This is a genomic window from Hyphobacterium sp., assembly GCF_965229905.1.
Lineage (GTDB): Bacteria > Pseudomonadota > Alphaproteobacteria > Caulobacterales > Maricaulaceae > Hyphobacterium.
Window position 1 is genome coordinate 58,959 of sequence record NZ_OZ245930.1, and the last position, 14,591, is coordinate 73,549.

General features: G+C 60.3%; 13 protein-coding genes. 7 read left to right on the forward strand and 6 right to left on the reverse strand.

Annotation, left to right across the window (positions count from 1 at the left end):
• Positions 1 to 121 precede the first annotated feature (121 nt).
• Genes ACO08C_RS00400 through ACO08C_RS00410 form a run of 3 tightly spaced genes read left to right on the forward strand, consistent with a single transcriptional unit; the run spans position 122 to position 2,933 of the window.
• On the forward strand, positions 122 to 733 hold the full coding sequence (locus ACO08C_RS00400; protein ID WP_421786534.1) for a cupin domain-containing protein: 612 nt from the start codon (positions 122 to 124) through the stop codon (positions 731 to 733).
• Positions 730 to 1,395, forward strand: a complete 666-nt coding sequence (locus tag ACO08C_RS00405) for a DUF6134 family protein (protein WP_421786535.1) — start codon at positions 730 to 732, stop codon at positions 1,393 to 1,395. The genes ACO08C_RS00400 and ACO08C_RS00405 overlap by 4 nt, the downstream gene beginning before the upstream one ends.
• Positions 1,392 to 2,933 (forward strand): cryptochrome/photolyase family protein, encoded by a 1,542-nt coding sequence (locus tag ACO08C_RS00410; protein WP_421786537.1) that lies wholly within the window; start codon positions 1,392 to 1,394, stop codon positions 2,931 to 2,933. Before ACO08C_RS00405 ends, ACO08C_RS00410 begins: the two co-directional genes overlap by 4 nt.
• Here the strand turns inward: ACO08C_RS00410 and ACO08C_RS00415 are convergent.
• The 4 genes from ACO08C_RS00415 to ACO08C_RS00430 are packed head-to-tail and all read right to left on the reverse strand — an operon-like array spanning position 2,930 to position 7,760.
• Positions 2,930 to 4,165 (reverse strand): class I SAM-dependent methyltransferase, encoded by a 1,236-nt coding sequence (locus ACO08C_RS00415; protein ID WP_421786538.1) that lies wholly within the window; start codon positions 4,163 to 4,165, stop codon positions 2,930 to 2,932. The genes ACO08C_RS00410 and ACO08C_RS00415 overlap by 4 nt on opposite strands.
• Positions 4,166 to 4,174: 9 nt before the next feature.
• Positions 4,175 to 4,957, reverse strand: coding sequence for a DUF1365 domain-containing protein (locus ACO08C_RS00420; RefSeq protein WP_421786540.1), 783 nt, complete (start codon positions 4,955 to 4,957; stop codon positions 4,175 to 4,177).
• Positions 4,954 to 6,315 carry an NAD(P)/FAD-dependent oxidoreductase gene (locus ACO08C_RS00425; protein WP_421786541.1) on the reverse strand — a complete coding sequence of 454 codons (1,362 nt, stop codon included), beginning with the start codon at positions 6,313 to 6,315 and terminating at the stop codon, positions 4,954 to 4,956. The genes ACO08C_RS00420 and ACO08C_RS00425 overlap by 4 nt, the downstream gene beginning before the upstream one ends.
• Positions 6,312 to 7,760 carry a cryptochrome/photolyase family protein gene (locus tag ACO08C_RS00430; RefSeq protein WP_421786543.1) on the reverse strand — a complete coding sequence of 483 codons (1,449 nt, stop codon included), beginning with the start codon at positions 7,758 to 7,760 and terminating at the stop codon, positions 6,312 to 6,314. The genes ACO08C_RS00425 and ACO08C_RS00430 overlap by 4 nt, the downstream gene beginning before the upstream one ends.
• 95 nt (positions 7,761 to 7,855) lie before the next feature.
• Here ACO08C_RS00430 and kdsA point away from each other — a divergent pair, with 95 nt between their 5' ends.
• Both kdsA and rfaE2 read left to right on the forward strand, forming a co-directional pair.
• On the forward strand, positions 7,856 to 8,710 hold the full coding sequence (gene kdsA / locus ACO08C_RS00435) for a 3-deoxy-8-phosphooctulonate synthase (RefSeq protein ID WP_421786545.1): 855 nt from the start codon (positions 7,856 to 7,858) through the stop codon (positions 8,708 to 8,710).
• A gap of 21 nt (positions 8,711 to 8,731) precedes the next feature.
• Entirely contained in the window at positions 8,732 to 10,186 is a 1,455-nt protein-coding gene (gene rfaE2 / locus ACO08C_RS00440) for a D-glycero-beta-D-manno-heptose 1-phosphate adenylyltransferase (RefSeq protein ID WP_421786547.1), read from the forward strand.
• On the opposite strand, the gene ACO08C_RS00445 is transcribed toward rfaE2, so the two are convergent.
• Positions 10,183 to 11,403, reverse strand: a complete 1,221-nt coding sequence (locus ACO08C_RS00445) for a DUF3089 domain-containing protein (protein WP_421786548.1) — start codon at positions 11,401 to 11,403, stop codon at positions 10,183 to 10,185. The genes rfaE2 and ACO08C_RS00445 overlap by 4 nt on opposite strands.
• Before the next feature lie 107 nt (positions 11,404 to 11,510).
• Here ACO08C_RS00445 and ACO08C_RS00450 point away from each other — a divergent pair, with 107 nt between their 5' ends.
• Positions 11,511 to 12,182, forward strand: a complete 672-nt coding sequence (locus tag ACO08C_RS00450) for a DUF502 domain-containing protein (protein WP_421786550.1) — start codon at positions 11,511 to 11,513, stop codon at positions 12,180 to 12,182.
• Here the strand turns inward: ACO08C_RS00450 and recG are convergent.
• Positions 12,166 to 14,253 carry an ATP-dependent DNA helicase RecG gene (recG, locus tag ACO08C_RS00455; protein WP_421788736.1) on the reverse strand — a complete coding sequence of 696 codons (2,088 nt, stop codon included), beginning with the start codon at positions 14,251 to 14,253 and terminating at the stop codon, positions 12,166 to 12,168. The genes ACO08C_RS00450 and recG overlap by 17 nt on opposite strands.
• A gap of 64 nt (positions 14,254 to 14,317) precedes the next feature.
• On the opposite strand from recG, the gene ACO08C_RS00460 reads away from it, so the two are divergent.
• Positions 14,318 to 14,590 carry a succinate dehydrogenase assembly factor 2 gene (locus ACO08C_RS00460; protein ID WP_421786552.1) on the forward strand — a complete coding sequence of 91 codons (273 nt, stop codon included), beginning with the start codon at positions 14,318 to 14,320 and terminating at the stop codon, positions 14,588 to 14,590.
• Position 14,591: the final 1 nt, after the last annotated feature.

Below are 14,591 nucleotides of genomic sequence, written 5' to 3' on the forward strand. Positions count from 1 at the left end.
CCCAAAGCCGTGTTGCTAAGCTAGGTAGGGTGGTGAAGCCAGGCAAGGCGAAACACCCAGCTGTGATCCGCTTTTGCTGCATCTGCGTAGACATAGACAATTGATTGAAGGAGTTGGAAGCGTGGCGTCGACCTTGCCAGACGAATGGATTCTTGATCATGCTAGCGGCGCGGCCCCGATGGCGGTTCGCGTCCTGGTTGGCTGTGCAGCCGAGCTGAATCCCGAGATCCGGAAAACAGTCGAGATGGCTGAGCAGATTGGCCATAGTGTATTTACAGAAGAGTCTTGGCGTGGAGCCGTGCCCGAACCCGTCGAGAACGATGTCGCCTGGACGGCCGCGAGACGAAACGACCCCGTCTATCCGCAAGCTCTGGCGCAATTCGGCTTCGAAGCGGGCAAAGCACCATGGCGCAGCCGGCTCGGTGGGGTGCAGGGGCGGAAGATCAACCGCTTGTCGGAACCTGGCGTCGATGCTCGGCTCCTGAATATCCAGCCCGGTTCCAGCATCCCGCATCACGATCACGGGGGCGAGGAACTGACGCTGGTCCTGGCGGGCGGCTTCCGAGACGATGCCGGCAGCTATCATCGCGGCGATGTGTGCTATGGTGAGGCTGGTATCGAGCACCGGCCCGTCGGCTTGCCCGGGGAACCATGCATCTGCTTTGCCGTTTCCTTGGGTGGATATAAATTCCGCAATCCGCTGATGTCCGTTGCAGCTAGGCTCATAACATGACCAAACCGCTCTTCTCCGTGCTGGCCTTTCTACTGCTCATGGATGCGGCCTTTGCAGCCAATCGCGACGCTGTTCCGAACGAAGGCCGGATCGAATTTGATGTGTATCGCGGCGACAGCCGCTTTGGCAGCCATATCCTGCAATTCGACACGTCCGGTGAGCGGCTGCGCGTGACGAGCGACGTCGATCTGCGGGTCCGCTTCGGTCCGATAACGGTTTTCCGATACCAACACGATGCGACGGAAGTCTACGAGAATGGCGTGCTTCAGAGTTTTGAGGCTGAAACGCTGAAAGATGGTGAACGTCTTGTCGTCAATCTCGAGCGCTCGGGCGACCAAATCACGGGCCGTGGAACCGATGTCGATGGCAATCCGCTCGACATCAGGCACTCTGCGAGCCTCATCCTGTCCAGTCACTGGCAGGGCTATGAGGCGGGAACCGATGTGATCCTCAACACTGAAACCGGTGAAGAAATGCCGGTTACGATCAGTGATTTGGGGATGGAGACCCTCACAATCGGTAGCCGCGAAATCGAGGCCCGCCGGATCCGCGTGGAAGGCTCGCTCACGCTCGATCTCTGGTATGGCCCCGACGACGAGTGGTTGCGCTGCTCCTTCTCCGCGCGCGGCCAGGACGTCACCTACATCCGGCGCAACATTTGACCAAAAAGCAGCGGGCACTGCGGCTGGTTCTGGGCGATCAGCTGACGCCCGGCCTCTCTGCACTCCAGGATTATCGCGAAGGCGATCTGGTCCTGTTGGCGGAAGTCGCCGAGGAAGCGACCTACGTCAAGCATCACAAGAAAAAGCTTGTTTTCCTGTTCTCGGCGATGCGCCACTTCGCCGAGGAACTGCGGGAAGGCGGGCATGAGGTTCGCTATGTTAGGCTGGACGATGCCGACAATAGCGGCTCGTTAGGCGGCGAAGTCGAGCGCACGCTGAAGGAATGCGGCTCTTTCGAACGGCTGGTGGTTACACATTGCGGCGAATACCGCTTGCATGACGAAATGACCAAATGGTCGGAACGCTTCGATCTGCCGGTCGATATTCGCGACGATGACCGATTCCTCTGCCCGCTGGACCGCTTCGCGGATTGGACGGATGGCCGCAAGCGGCTGACGATGGAGTATTTCTATCGCGAGATGCGCCGGGAGGCCGGGCTCCTCATGGATGGCGACGACCCGGCTGGCGGGGAATGGAATTTCGACCGGGACAACCGCAAGAAGCTGCCGTCCGGTATCGATTTGCCCGTCCGCCCCGTGCATCCCTCCGATGGCATCACGCAGGAAGTGATCGCGCTGGTCGAAGATCGCTTCGGTGAGCATTTCGGTGAAGCGGAACCCTTGCGCTATGCGGTGACTCGCGCGCATGCTGAGGACGATCTGAAAAAATTTCTCGACATCTGCCTGCCCTGCTTCGGCGACTATCAAGACGCCATGGCCGAAGGCGAGGCCTTCCTTTTCCATTCCGTCCTGTCGATGTACATGAATTGCGGTCTTCTGGATCCGCGAACCGTTTGCGAGGCGGCAGAGGCTGAATATCGCGAGGGCCGGGCGCCGATCAATGCGGTCGAAGGCTTCATACGCCAGATCCTCGGCTGGCGCGAATTCGTGCGGGGTCTCTATTGGCTGAAGATGCCCGATTATGCCAAGAGCAATTTCCTGGATGCCAAACGCGATCTGCCGGATTTCTACTGGACCGGCGAGACGAAGATGGCCTGCGTCCGCGATGCGGTTCTGACGACACAGAAACACGCCTATGCGCATCACATCCAGCGGCTGATGATCACCGGTAATTTCGCGCTTCTGGCGGGAATTTCACCGAAACAGGTCGAGGAATGGTATCTGCTCGTTTATGCCGATGCCTATGAATGGGTAGAATTGCCGAACACGCACGGCATGGCGCTGTTCGCCGATGGCGGGGTGATGGCGACCAAGCCTTATGCGGCGAGCGGCGCCTATATCAACCGGATGTCTGATTATTGCTCCGGCTGCTTCTATTCGGTCTCAAAGAAGTACGGCGAAAAAGCATGTCCGTTCAACTACCTATACTGGAATTTTCTCATTGAAAATGAAGACAAGTTGAAGGGCAATCCGCGCCTTAACATGCCTTATCGCAATCTTGAAAAGATGGATGACGAGAAGCGCAAGGCGGTGAAATCCGACAGCGAACGCTTCTTCCGGGAGATCGGGATTGCTTAGCGCGCCAGCGTGTATTGCGCGACGTCGATCCGGCCCGTGCGGAAGCCGGCTTCGCAATAGGCCAGGTAGAACTCCCACATGCGCCGGAAACGCTCGTCGAAGCCGAGCGGCTTGATGTCGGCCCACGCCGCGGTGAAGCGTTTCATCCACTCGGCCAGCGTGTCGGCATAATCGGTTGCGAAGGCTTCAATTTTCTCCAACGAGAGACTGGCGCGCGCAAATTCGTCTTTCAGCTTTTCGAGGCTCGGCAGCACGCCGCCAGGGAATATATAGCGCTGGATAAAATCGGCCCGCCGGGAATAGGTTTCAAACAGGTCGTCGCGGATCGAGATGATCTGCAATCCGGCGCGCCCGCCCGGTTTGAGGCAATCATGGACCTTGCCGAAGAAGGAGGGCCAGTATTCCTGGCCAACCGCCTCGAACATCTCGATCGAGGCGACCTTGTCGTAAGTGCCGGTTTCGTCGCGATAATCCTGCAGTTTGATATCGACCTTGTCGCTGAGCTGAAGACGTTCCATGCGCTTTTGCGCGAATGCCATCTGCTCCTTCGACAGGGTCAGACAGGTAACGCGCGCGCCGCGATCGCGCGCTGCAAATTCCGCGAAACCGCCCCAGCCACAGCCGATCTCCAGAACATGATCGCCTTCGGCGAGGCCGATCGAATCGGCGAGCGCGCGATATTTCTCGTGCTGGGCATCCTCTAGCGATTGCCCGGCCTTGGCGAAGCGCGCCGAAGAGTAGGTCATCGAGGGGTCGAGCCATATTTCGTAAAAATCATTCCCGAGATCGTAATGCGCCTCGATGTTTCGTTTGGCCTGCGCTTTGGTGTTGGCCCGAAACTGGTGGTATAGCCAGTGAACGAAGCGGGTCAGCGGTCCGCCGGCGACAATGCCAGGCTGGTTGTCCAGATTGACCGCGAAATACATCAGGAGCGCTGTCAGGTCAGGGGTCGTCCATTCGCCTGCCATATAGCCCTCGCCAAGGCCTACATCGCCGCCCGCGATGGCGCGGCGCACGAAGCGGAAATCATGAATGACAAGCTCGGCTGCTGGCCCGTCGTTTTCGCCCTGGAAGCGAAGCTTTTCACCGTCGGGGAATGTCACTGTGAGCTGCCCCCCAGGCAGTTTGAGCATGACTTTCAACGCGCTGCGCATGCCCAGCGGAATGTGTTGCAGCGCCCGGATGGTCGCCGGCGTTGCAAGCGGGGCCGTCGTCTCGGCGGTCATTGTCATGAAATTACCTTACTGGCTTTGAGAGCGGGATTCCAGAACCTGCGTGGCGGGACGGGCGGGGGGTTCGGGACGTTTGTGATAGCGCGCGCCCTTAATGAGGAGCCGGAGCGCCTCGAAATGGATGGCGGCAATCGTGAACAGCGTCGACATTGGAAACCGGGTGAACCAGCTCAGAAAAGCCCCGCTTGTGGCGCGATACCGCTTTAGCGCCATCGATGCCCGGAAGTCTTCGCCGGCTTCTCCGCGCTTGCGGATGGACAGCGCCAAGCGATCATCTGGAGGCGATAGGGTGAAGGAGTACTGGCCCGCAACGTCGAAAAAAGGTGAGACATGCAGTGTCTTGTCTGCGACATGGCGCGACACGCCCGATTCCGGCAAGGGCGCCACATAGGCATGCGTGTCGCCGAACGTGTTGTGGACCTCGTAAACGAGTCCGATCAGTCGGCCACCCTTATCATAGCCGAAATGCAAGGCGATCGGGTTGAACTGATAACCCAGAATGCGCGGCTGGCAGACCAGTGTAATGCGGTCAACATCCGTGATGCCGGCCTCTGCAAATCGCTCTTTCGCCCATCCAAGCAGGCCGGTTTCCGTTCGTGCGCCAAAATCGCGTTCGTTGAAGCTGAATAGGCCTGGCCGGTTGACGTTGAACCAGCGCGATCTGGAATCGGCGGCGTCCAGCTGGCCCAAATCGATCTCGATCATCGCCACCGGATATCGGAATCCGTGCCGAAAAGGTTTCAGCCGCTGATGCCGTGTCGCGCCGCGCCATATTGAAAGCGGTGATGTCATTCCGCGGCCGCGATCGCCGGAATAGCGGGGGCCGGCCGTTCGCCCCAACGCCCGCCCGTGATGTCGCCGTCAGCAAAGGCCCAAGGGATCTGCCCGCCGAGGCGGAGTGCGACGCGCAAGCCCGAGCGCAGACCGTCTTCGTGAAAACCATATCCAAGCCAGGCCCCGGCAAACCAGGTGCGGCGTACGCCCTGGACCTGATTGAAGATGCGCTGCGCGGCGAGGGCGGCGGTCGTAAATTGCGGATGATCGTACTGGAAGTCGCCGAAGACGAGATCCGGATCCGGTTCGCGGTGCGGGTTGAGCGTCACAAAGAGTGGCTTGTCCGCATCAATGCCCTGCAACCGGTTCATGTCATAGGTGACACTGGCCGGGCCGTTGGCACTGTCGCGGCCATAATTCCACGCGGCGCGGGCGCCGGGGCGGCGGGGAACCAGACTCTTATCGCGATGCAGAACCGCGCGGTTCGCCGAGTAGCGGATGGCGCCCAAAAGATCGGCTTCGTCCGGATCCATATCGGTGAGGAGGTTGCGAGCTTGGTCGGAATGGCACGCCAGAATCACCTCGTCGAATTCCTGAACCTTGCCGCTTTGGGTTTCGATTCCGACACCCGTTGCCGTCCGCCAGATCGAACTCGCCGGTTCACCGAGGGCGACTTTGCCCTCGAGGTCGGTGGCGATCTTTCGGACATATTCGCGGCTGCCACCCTTCACGGTTCGCCATTGCGGGCGGGCCATGTGCATCAGGCGATGGTTCTGGAAGAACCGGACGAAAGCGTCGGCGGGATAGGCTCGCATCTCCTCTTCGCTGGCCGACCAGATTGCGGCGCCCATGGGGAGGAGGTAATTGTGGATGAAGCGCGGCCCATAGCCCTTCTGTTCGAGATAATTGCCCAGTGCATTTCCACGCAGCCGGCCCTTGTCCAGATCTTTCTGGGCTTCGCGGTTAAAGCGCAACACGTCACGAAGCATGGCCAGATAGGACGGCCGGAGCGCATTTCGTTTCTGGGCGAACAAGCCCGTCAATCCGTTGGACGACCACTCGATATCGCCGTCGAGCGCGAAACCGAAACTCATGTCCGACTGGAAGCTTTCGACACCGAGCGCATCGAACAGCTTGACCATGTTCGGGTAGTTCAGCGGATTGAAAACGATGAAACCGGTGTCAACCGCAATCGGCGTGCCGTCATAGTCAATGTCGACCGTATTGGCGTGACCGCCAAGCCGGTCGCGTTTCTCAAACAGCGTCACGTCATGGACATTGCGCAGCGCCCAGGCTGCGGCGAGGCCTGAAATGCCGGCGCCGACGATGGCGATTTTTTTTCGCTGCACGAAATCGGGCGTGATGATGGGATTCATGCGGCGTCCTTCAGGTCCTGAAAAGCGGCGAGGGCGCGTTCGCGTGCCGCACTGTGATCGACGATGGGCTCGGGATAGGTCTCGCCGAGCGTGATTCCGGCCTTGGTCAGCGTTTCGCTGTCAGCTTCCCAGGGCCGGTTCAGATATTTGTCTGGCAAATCGGCGATTTCCGGCACCCATTTGCGGACATAGACGCCGTCCGGATCGAATTTCTCGCCCTGGGTGATCGGATTGAAGATCCGGAAATAGGGCGAGGCATCGGCGCCGGAGCCGGCGACCCACTGCCAGCCAGCGGAATTGTTGGCGAGATCGGCATCGACCAGCGTGTCCCAGAACCATTTCTCGCCTTCGCGCCAGTCGATCATCAAATGCTTGATCAGGAAGGAGGCGGTGATCATACGCACCCGGTTGTGCATCCAGCCTGTCGACCAGAGCTCTCGCATGCCTGCGTCGACAATGGGATAACCGGTCTGTCCGCGCTGCCAGGCACGCATTGCATTTGCACTGTTCTGCCAGGGAAAAGCGTCGAACTTGTCCTGGTAGTTGTCTTCAGGAAAACCGGGAAAGTGATAGAGAAGACTGTACGAAAATTCGCGCCAGCCGATTTCGCTCAAGAATTTCTCGGCGTTCTTGTTACCGATTTCTTCGCGGACTGCTTGGATTGCCGCGAACAGTTGGCGCGGGCTGATCTCGCCATGATGGAGATGCGGTGAAAGCCCGGATGTGTAGGGCTTGTCGGGCCGGTCGCGGCCCCTGTCGTAATGCTTGGCGCCACAGTCAAAGAACGCAATCAAGCGTTCGTAAGCGCCTTGCTCGCCGGGCGTCCAGACCGGTTCAAAACCGTCCGCCCAGTTCGGCTGGGTGGGCAGGAGATCGAGATCCTCCAGGCTGAAAGACGCTGGCCAATCAGACGGTCTTTCGAGCGCTTCCGGCGCCGGCAGAGGATGACCCGGATCGAGATCAGCGCGAACGGTGCGCCAGTAGGCGGAGAAGACGCGGAACGGATCGCCGGACTTGTTTTTCACGGTCCAAGGTTCGGCGAGCAGATTGGCGTTGAACGAGCGAACGTCCAGATCGCGATCCCGGAGATCGGCCTTAATGGCTTTGTCGCGCTTCAGCGCGAACGGTTCATAGCAACGGTTCCAGTAGACCCCGCCCGCCCCGGTTTCGCCAATCAGGGCGTCGAGGCTTTCCTGCGCTTTGCCTTGAAGAAGGATCAGGCGGGAACCGAGCTTGCGAAGATCCTTGCCGAGGCTTGCGAGGCTGTGGTGCAACCACCAGCGCGAGGCCGCGCCCGGCGCCCATTGCCCCGGTGTCTTGTTGTCGAGAATGTAGACCGGGATAACCGGGTTTCCGCTTTCAGCTGCTGCCGTTAGCGCCGGATTGTCCTTGATGCGAAAATCCTGACGGAACCACACGATGATCGGGGAGGGGGACGAGGACAAAACTACAGCGGCCTTCTATTCTTTTCCCTGATAACTACGTAATCAGTCGTGCAGCGGATCATCGTCCGCGACCGCAATATCTGGAAAGACATGTGATGGCCGACAGCCAACCCAATTCCGTCATTCGTATAGATCGCTCAGGCGGTGCGCCGATTGAGATCGGCAATGACCGCAAGCTGGTGCTTCTCGCCGGACCGTGCGCGCTGGAAAGCCGCGAGCATGCGCTGGAGGTCTCCGGCCGGCTGAAAGAGATCGCGGATCGGCTCGATATCGGCCTTGTGTACAAGACGTCATTCGACAAGGCGAACCGGACCAGCCTGTCGAGCGCGCGCGGCATCGGTCTTGAAGCGGCATTGCCGATTTTCCAGGAAATCCGCGAAACGACCGGGCTTCCGGTTCTGACCGATGTGCACACGGCCGAGCAGTGCGTGATCGCCGCGCAGGCAGCCGACATGTTGCAGATCCCGGCATTTCTGTGCCGGCAGACGGATTTGCTGATCGCCGCGGCACAGACCGGCAAGGTGATTAATGTGAAAAAGGGCCAGTTCCTGGCGCCTTGGGATATGAAGAATGTCATCGCCAAGGTGACGGAGGCCGGCAATCCGAATGTGATGGCGTGCGAACGCGGGGCGAGCTTCGGCTATAACACGCTGGTCTCCGACATGCGGTCGCTGCCGGTTCTGGCACAAATCGGTTGTCCCGTTGTCTTCGACGCGACCCATTCGGTACAGCAGCCGGGCGGGCAGGGCGGCACGAGCGGCGGTCAACGCGAATTCGTGCCGACACTGGCGCGCGCCGCGGTCTCGGTCGGTGTTGCCGCCGTCTTCATGGAAACCCATCCGGATCCGGACAATGCGCCGTCTGACGGCCCAAACATGGTCCCGCTCGATCAGTTTGAGGGCCTCGTTTCGCGACTCTTGGAATACGATCAGCTAACCAAGGGCTGGTAGGCGGCGAACGAGGCGGGCGCCATGGATATCCGGACTCTCACGACCATTCTCGACGACGCTAGAGGATTGTCGGTTTTATGCGTCGGCGATGTCGTGCTCGACCGTTTCGTTTACGGCGCGACGCACCGTGTGTCCCGTGAGGCGCCGGTGGCCGTGCTGGATGAACAATCGGTCGAGCACATGCTCGGCGGTGCTGGCAATGTAATCCGCAATCTCCGGGCGCTCGGCGCGCAGGCGACGCTGGTTAGCCTGATCGGTGACGATGCCGAGGGTGGCGAAGTCGCCGACCGGCTGGTCGCCGAGGGTGCGCGCAACCGCCTGGTCGTGGCCAGCGGACGGCCGACGCCAGTGAAGACTAGATTTGTCTCGAACGGGCATCAGATGCTGTGCGTTGACCGCAATCCGAAGTCACAAATCGAGCCCGATATCGAAGCCGCGGTTGTCTCCGAAATCGAGGCAGCCGTCGATGGCGCTGATATCGTCATCCTGTCCGATTATGGCCGCGGCCTCGTCACGCCAGCGATCAGCGCCGCACTGATGCGCGCGGCACGAGAAGCCGATGTGCGCGTCTGCGTCGATCCGAGAGGCCGTGACTTCTCGCGCTATAACGGCGCTTTCCTGATCAAGCCCAATGCGCTCGAACTGTTCGAGGAAAGTGGTATTGATCCGATCGATGACGGCCAGACCGAGCGGGCGCTCGAAACCGTGTATCCAACCCTGACGAATGTCGGCCATCTGATTGTGACGCGCGGCTCGAAGGGGATGAGCGAATTTGACGGTTCGGAAACCCGGCACATCCGTGCCCAGCCGCGTCAGGTCTATGACGTCTCCGGTGCAGGTGATACGGCGATTGCGATGCTCGCCATTGCGCTCGGCACAGATGCTTCACTCCGCACTTCAATGGAAGCCGCAGTCCACGCCTCCGGGGAAGTCGTAACCAAGGTTGGTACGGCAACGGTATCGCCGGCCGATCTCGTATCAGCGGCCGGTGGCGGCCGCGGCGGACATCAGCTGCCGCTCGACGAAGCGGTGGAGATCGCCGCGCGGTGGCGCGCGCACGGTCTGAAGATCGGATTCACGAATGGATGCTTTGATATCCTGCATGCCGGGCATGTCAGTTACCTGGCCAAGGCACGCGCAGCTTGCGACCGGCTGATTGTCGGACTCAACTCCGATAAATCGGTGCGAAAATTGAAGGGCGAGGGGCGGCCGGTCAACACTGCGGACGCCCGGGTAAGCGTGCTTTCCGCGCTGTCTTCAGTCGATCAGGTGGTCTTGTTTGACGAGGACACGCCGGCGGCATTGCTTGAGGCATTGAAGCCGGATGTCTATCTCAAAGGCGCCGATTACAGCGTTGAAGAACTGTTGCCTCTCGGCGGCCGGATTGTGCTGGCTTATGGTGGTGAAATCGAACTCATCCCCTTGGTAGAGGGGCAATCGACGACCCGCCTCATCGACAAGCTGAAGACAACCTAGCCGCCATCAGCACGGTCCGGAATCGGTATGAAAGGAGATTCGTCGACCTCTTCGGGCTGGCCGAGCGGCGGCGCCAATTCGTTCTCCGATGCGAAAACCGGCAGAAACTGTTCCAGCCGGTGCGTCGCATCAGCGCGTAAATCCTCGTAAAACAGGTTGAAGGGCGGCAGCCGGTAATTTTCGGCCAGCCGGCCGGGACGTTGCAGCGATCGCGAGCGGGGCAGTTCTGTCATCAACACGCCATCGAGGCATTGGGCTCCGGTCTGGGCAGGCAGCGCTGCCGGAACGGCGCCTTCGCGAAAGCCCGCAGCATGGGCGCCGCCGCGATGCAGGCGGGCGGGGGCGTAGTCAGTCGTCCGCGCACCGAGGATCGGATTGACGCATAACAGGCCGCGGCCCTCGACAAAGGCGAAACGATCATTGCCATTCCAGACCATGCCGACTTCGGTCAGGATACGAATTCTCGCATCATTGTCGGATAGCGAAGAGACGTAGCTGAAAATACAGCGGAAATCGTCCGGCGTGCTGCAGGCCGGAAGGTCCGCAAGTACACTTTCCAGAAGATCCAGCGGAACTTGGCTTTCAAGGATGTATGCCGCGACGAGGCGGCGGCGGGCATTCGGATCCGGTGCGACATCCTCCATGAGGACGGCCAACGCATGCATTCCGCCCTGGCCGGCCCCAACGATGATGAAGGGCACCTCATCGCCGATCAACCCGAAGAATTCGGCAAAGGCGGCCCGGACGTCTTGTGCTGCCGTCAGACGGGCCGCTATGCCGTCCTCGCGCCGGTTCATGAAGGTGTAGAGCGCGGCCTGCCGATAGCGCGGGGCGTAGAGCGCGCCCAATCCGGAAAAAGGTGCGGCAAAATTCGGCAATTGTTCTTCGACGACCCGGTTTGATGGGGCTTCCGCGTCGATGGCCGCATTCCATTCGCGTCCGCCGGGATAGGTCGTGCCATGCACAAAGAATATTGCGGGGCCTGTCGCGGTCTCAGCCGGCCGGGCATACCAACTGCTCTGCAGAGTGTAATCAGGTGCCGGCGGGACTGTATAAGTCTGATAGGGCTCGCCGGGATCGAGAAACGACTGGTAGATCTGGTCGCGCAAAATCCAGCTTGCGACGGCCAGCAATACAAGCAGTCCGAAGGCGGCGGCTGCAAAGGTCCAAATCGCCAGCCGGGTGCGTGAAGGCCGGGTTCTGGGTTTGTCCGTCAAAATGACCTCACTGGAAGTTGGCGCGCGACAGTTGGAAGCGTAGTGTTGCCGAGATTGATCGAGAATCAACCGGATTGGCCGTTCGGCCTATTTCAGGGAGAAGCGGCGTGTTTCGCTGGCTGAGAAACAGTCTTCTGACGGGCATTGTCGTGGCGCTTCCCGTGACCGTCACGGTGTGGTTGATCTACACCTTCGTCAATTTCGTCGACCGGGTAATTAAGCCGCTAATCCCCGATCGTTACAATCCGGAAACCTATCTGCCTTTTGCCTTGCCAGGACTCGGCGTGGTCGTGGCTGTGATCGGATTGACGGCGCTTGGCGCGCTGGCCGCGAACTTTTTCGGACGGACACTGATCGGCATTGGCGAGCGTCTGCTCAACTCGGTGCCGTTGGTGCGCAATGTCTATGGAGCGGTGAAGCAGATCGCCGAAACGGTATTTTCAAGCCGGCAGCAATCCTTCCAGGAGGTCGTTCTGGTCGAGTTTCCGACCCAGGGCTCCTATGCTGTCGGCTTTGTCACGGCGGACGCACGCGGCGAGATCCAGGACGATGTGGGCGAAGATGCGATCGGGGTTTTTGTGCCGACGACGCCGAATCCCACGTCCGGTTTCCTGCTTTACACCCCGCGCTCGCGGATCACGGAGCTGTCCATGTCCGTTGAGGAAGCGGCCAAGATGATCATCTCCTTCGGCCTTGTGACGCCGGAAGGTTTGGCGCGCGCCGACGTGCCCGAACACATCAAGGCGAAGGTCGAGCAGCCGACTAACCCGACTCAATAAGGCGGATGCCCTCATCCTGTTCGAAGAGATAAAGCAGTATCCGGCGGGCTTCTGCGCGTTCGCCTGTGAAATCCGGGTCTTCGTAGATTGCCTTTTTTGCGGCGTCATGCGCGAGCGTTATCAAGCCGGTGTGGGTGTCGATATCGACGAGACGATAATCTGGAAGGCCGCTCTGGCGCACGCCAAGCGGATCGCCTGCACCCCTTAGTTTCCAGTCTTCCTCGGCGATTTCGAACCCGTCATCGCTGCGCTTCATGATGTCGAGGCGCTTGCGGGCAATCTCTCCAAGCGGCGATTGATATAGAAGTAGACAGGTCGAGGCCTTGTCCGACCGCCCGACGCGGCCGCGCAACTGGTGCAGCTGGGCGAGGCCGAAGCGTTCGGCATGCTCGATCACCATGATAGTCGCATCCGGCGCATCGATCCCGACCTCGATTACGGTCGTGGCGACGAGGATGTCGATCTCGCCCTCGCGGAACCGCATGGCAGCGTCATCCTTGTCCGCGGCACTCATGCGGCCGTGGACGAGACCAACGCGGTCATCGCCATAGATCCCGGATAGCTGGCGATAGCGGTCTTCTGCCGCCGACAAATCGGAAACGTCGGATTCTTCCACCAGAGGACAGACCCAGTAGACGCGTTCGTGTCGGGAAATGGCGCGGCCAATCGCGTCGATTACACTGTCGAGCCGGTCCATGGAGATGGTTCGCGTGTCCGGCGGCAAGCGACCTGCCGGTTTTTCGTCAAGCCGTGACATGTTCATGTGGCCATAAACGGAAAGGGCGAGGGTGCGCGGGATCGGCGTTGCGGTCATCACCAGCAATTCCGGTCGCTGTCCTTTGGAGGAGAGCTTCAACCTGTCGGACACGCCGAAACGGTGCTGCTCATCGATCACCACAAGGCCGAGACGGTCGAATTCGACGCCTTCCTGGAACAGGGCATGCGTGCCGCAGATCACATCAATCTCGCCGCTTCTAAGGCGCTCCAGCAGGGCTTCCCGCGCTTTGCCCTTGTCGCGTCCGGTCAGCGCTTCGACCGATAAGCCCGCCGGTTCCAGGAAGCCGAGAAGCGCGCGGGCGAGCTGGCGCGCCAGGATTTCGGTGGGCGCCATGATGGCCGTTTGGGTGCCGGCTTCGCGGGCCCGAGCGGCGGCGAGCGCCGCAACGAATGTTTTGCCGGCGCCAACATCGCCGTGCACGAGGCGCATCATCCGGCGATCAGAGGCGAGGTCGGCGGCAATCTCGTCAAAAGCCCGAATCTGAGCGCCGGTCGGCTTGAACGGGGCCTTGTCGAGTACTTTGCGTACCAGCGTCCCATCGCCTGTGAGCGGGTGGACGCTCCTCTTGCGGCGGCGGTGAGAAACGATCTGGAGGGCCAGTTGACGCGCAAACAGCTCGTCAAAGGCGAGGCGTTCATGAGCCGGATGTGCTGGATCCGCCTCACCGGGACTTTCGGGGAAATGCAGGATTTTCAGGGCGGTTTTCCAGTCCGGCCAGTTTCGACCGTCCATTACCGATCCATCATGCCATTCCGGCAAATGCGGGACATCGTCGAATGCAGCGCGTATCGCCTTGCGCAGAACTTTGAGGCTCAAACCCTGGGTAAGCGCGTAAACCGTTTCCAGCCCGGTGAAATCGGCCGCTTCGGCTTCGGTCAGCACATAGTCGGGGTGGCTGATCTGTTTCTCGCTGCCATAGCGTTCGACGCGGCCGGAGACGATGCGGACTTCGCCCTCAGGCAATAAACGTTTGAGATAGGGAATGCGCGGCTTGAAATAGACCAGGTGAAGGAATCCGGTCTCGTCGGCAAGACGCACCTTGTAGGGTGTGAACCGGTTGGCGGGCGGTTCTATATGCCCTTCGACCGTCGCCCGGATGGTCGATATCTCGCCTTCCGGCGCATCGGCAATTGTCGGCCGCCGCGAACGATCGATTACCGAGGTCGGCCGCCATAAAAGAAGGTCGCGGATACGGGCCCCCGCTACTTTTTCTACCAATGCGGCGAGCCGCGGGCCAAGGCCCGGCAGACTGGATGTATCCTTGAACAGGGGGAAGAGAATCTCGGGCCGCATATCCTGCAGATTGCGGCACATCGCGCCTTCACGCCAGCGACCAGTCAGCCTATATGGCGGCAGCATGTCTGACGAACTCGCCATCCGCCGCCGCAGACTCCTGTTCCGCGCCGAGCATCGCGGCTTCAAGGAAGCCGATCTGGTGATCGGTGGATTCGCGCGTGCTCACCTGCCTGAAATGAACGCCACGGCGCTTGCAGAATTCGAAGCCCTCCTCGAAATTCCGGACCAGGACCTCTATGCTTGGATTGTCGGGCGCGAGATGCCGCCCGAGGAGGTCGACGGTCCCGTATTCCGGGCATTGTCCAGCTCAGCTCACGCAGTCACCGCTAAATAGG